Annotated in this window: 1 protein-coding gene and 1 pseudogene; both read left to right on the plus strand. The window is 63.1% G+C overall.

The window, feature by feature from the left end; genetic code table 11:
• Nucleotides 1-663, plus strand: a 663-nt coding sequence (locus tag ACXRVY_RS30445; RefSeq protein WP_458239133.1) for a CoA transferase subunit A, incomplete at its 5' end; no start/stop codon positions are given.
• Between the two features lie 11 nt (nucleotides 664-674).
• Nucleotides 675-1,170 (plus strand): annotated as a pseudogene (locus ACXRVY_RS30450) (ketoacid CoA transferase); the annotation flags it as partial.

Here is a 1,170-nt window from a genome sequence, read left to right on the forward strand (position 1 = left end):
TCCCTGGATTTCATTCCGCTGGAACCGTACTTCCGCAAGGCGCGCCAGGAAGCGGCGCTGGAAGTGATGGAGATCGACGAAGGCATGCTGCTGCTCGGCCTGCGCGCCGCAGCGATGAACGTGCCATTCATTCCAACCGCCGTGGGCCTGGGCACTGACGTGCTGCGCCATAACCGCCAGATCAAGTTGATTGCCTCGCCCTATGCCGATGGCAAGGACTGGGTCGCCATGCCGGCGCTCAAGCTCGACGCGGCGCTGGTCCACGTTGACCGCGCCGACAAACGCGGCGTGTGCCAGATCAGCGGTCCGGATCACTACATGGACGACCTGTTCGTGCGCGCTGCGACCCACAGCTACGTGACCTGCGATGAACTGGTCGACAGCGAGTATTTCCATCAGGACAGCGCCCACGCCCATCAAGTGTTCTGGGAACGCAACCTGACCACCGCCGTGGCCCACGTGCCGGGCGGGGCGCATCCGTCTTCCTGCGCGCCGCTGTACGGTTTCGACGTCGCGCATTTCAAGGCCTACAACGCCACGGTCCAGGCGGTCGATGGCTGGCAGGGCTACTTGCGCGACTACGTCGACTGCACCCACGAACAGTATCTGGAAAAGGTCGGCGGCCTGGCTGCGATCCGTGAACTGCCGTTGCCGATTTTCTAAGGAGCCTTTCGATGAGCACTACTGATTACAGCCTCGCCGAGTTGATGATCTGCGCGGCCTCCGAAGCCTGGCGCGAAGACGGCGAAGTATTGGCCTCCGGCATCGGCGTGATCCCGCGTCTGGCCGCTTCGCTGGCCATGTTGACCAGCAACCCGAACCTGCTGATGACCGACTCCGAAGCCTACATGGTCGCCGAGCCGGTGCCTTTGGGCGCACGCAAAGGCTATGAACCCAAGCGTGACAGCTGGATGGGGTTCTCGCGGATTTTCGACAACGTATGGGGCGGCAAGCGCCATGCGCTGGTCGGCCCGACCCAGATCGACCGTTACGGTCAGGCCAACATTTCCTGCATCGGCGACTACGCCAAACCCAAGGCGCAGATGCTCGGCGTGCGTGGTTTCCCCGGCAACTCGATCAGCCACGCCAACTCGTTCTGCGTGCCGAGCCATAACCGCCGGGTGTTCGTCGAAGGCGAGGTCGATATGGTCGCCTCGGTCGGCTACAACC

Source organism: Pseudomonas sp. P5_A2_2 (assembly GCF_054177685.1).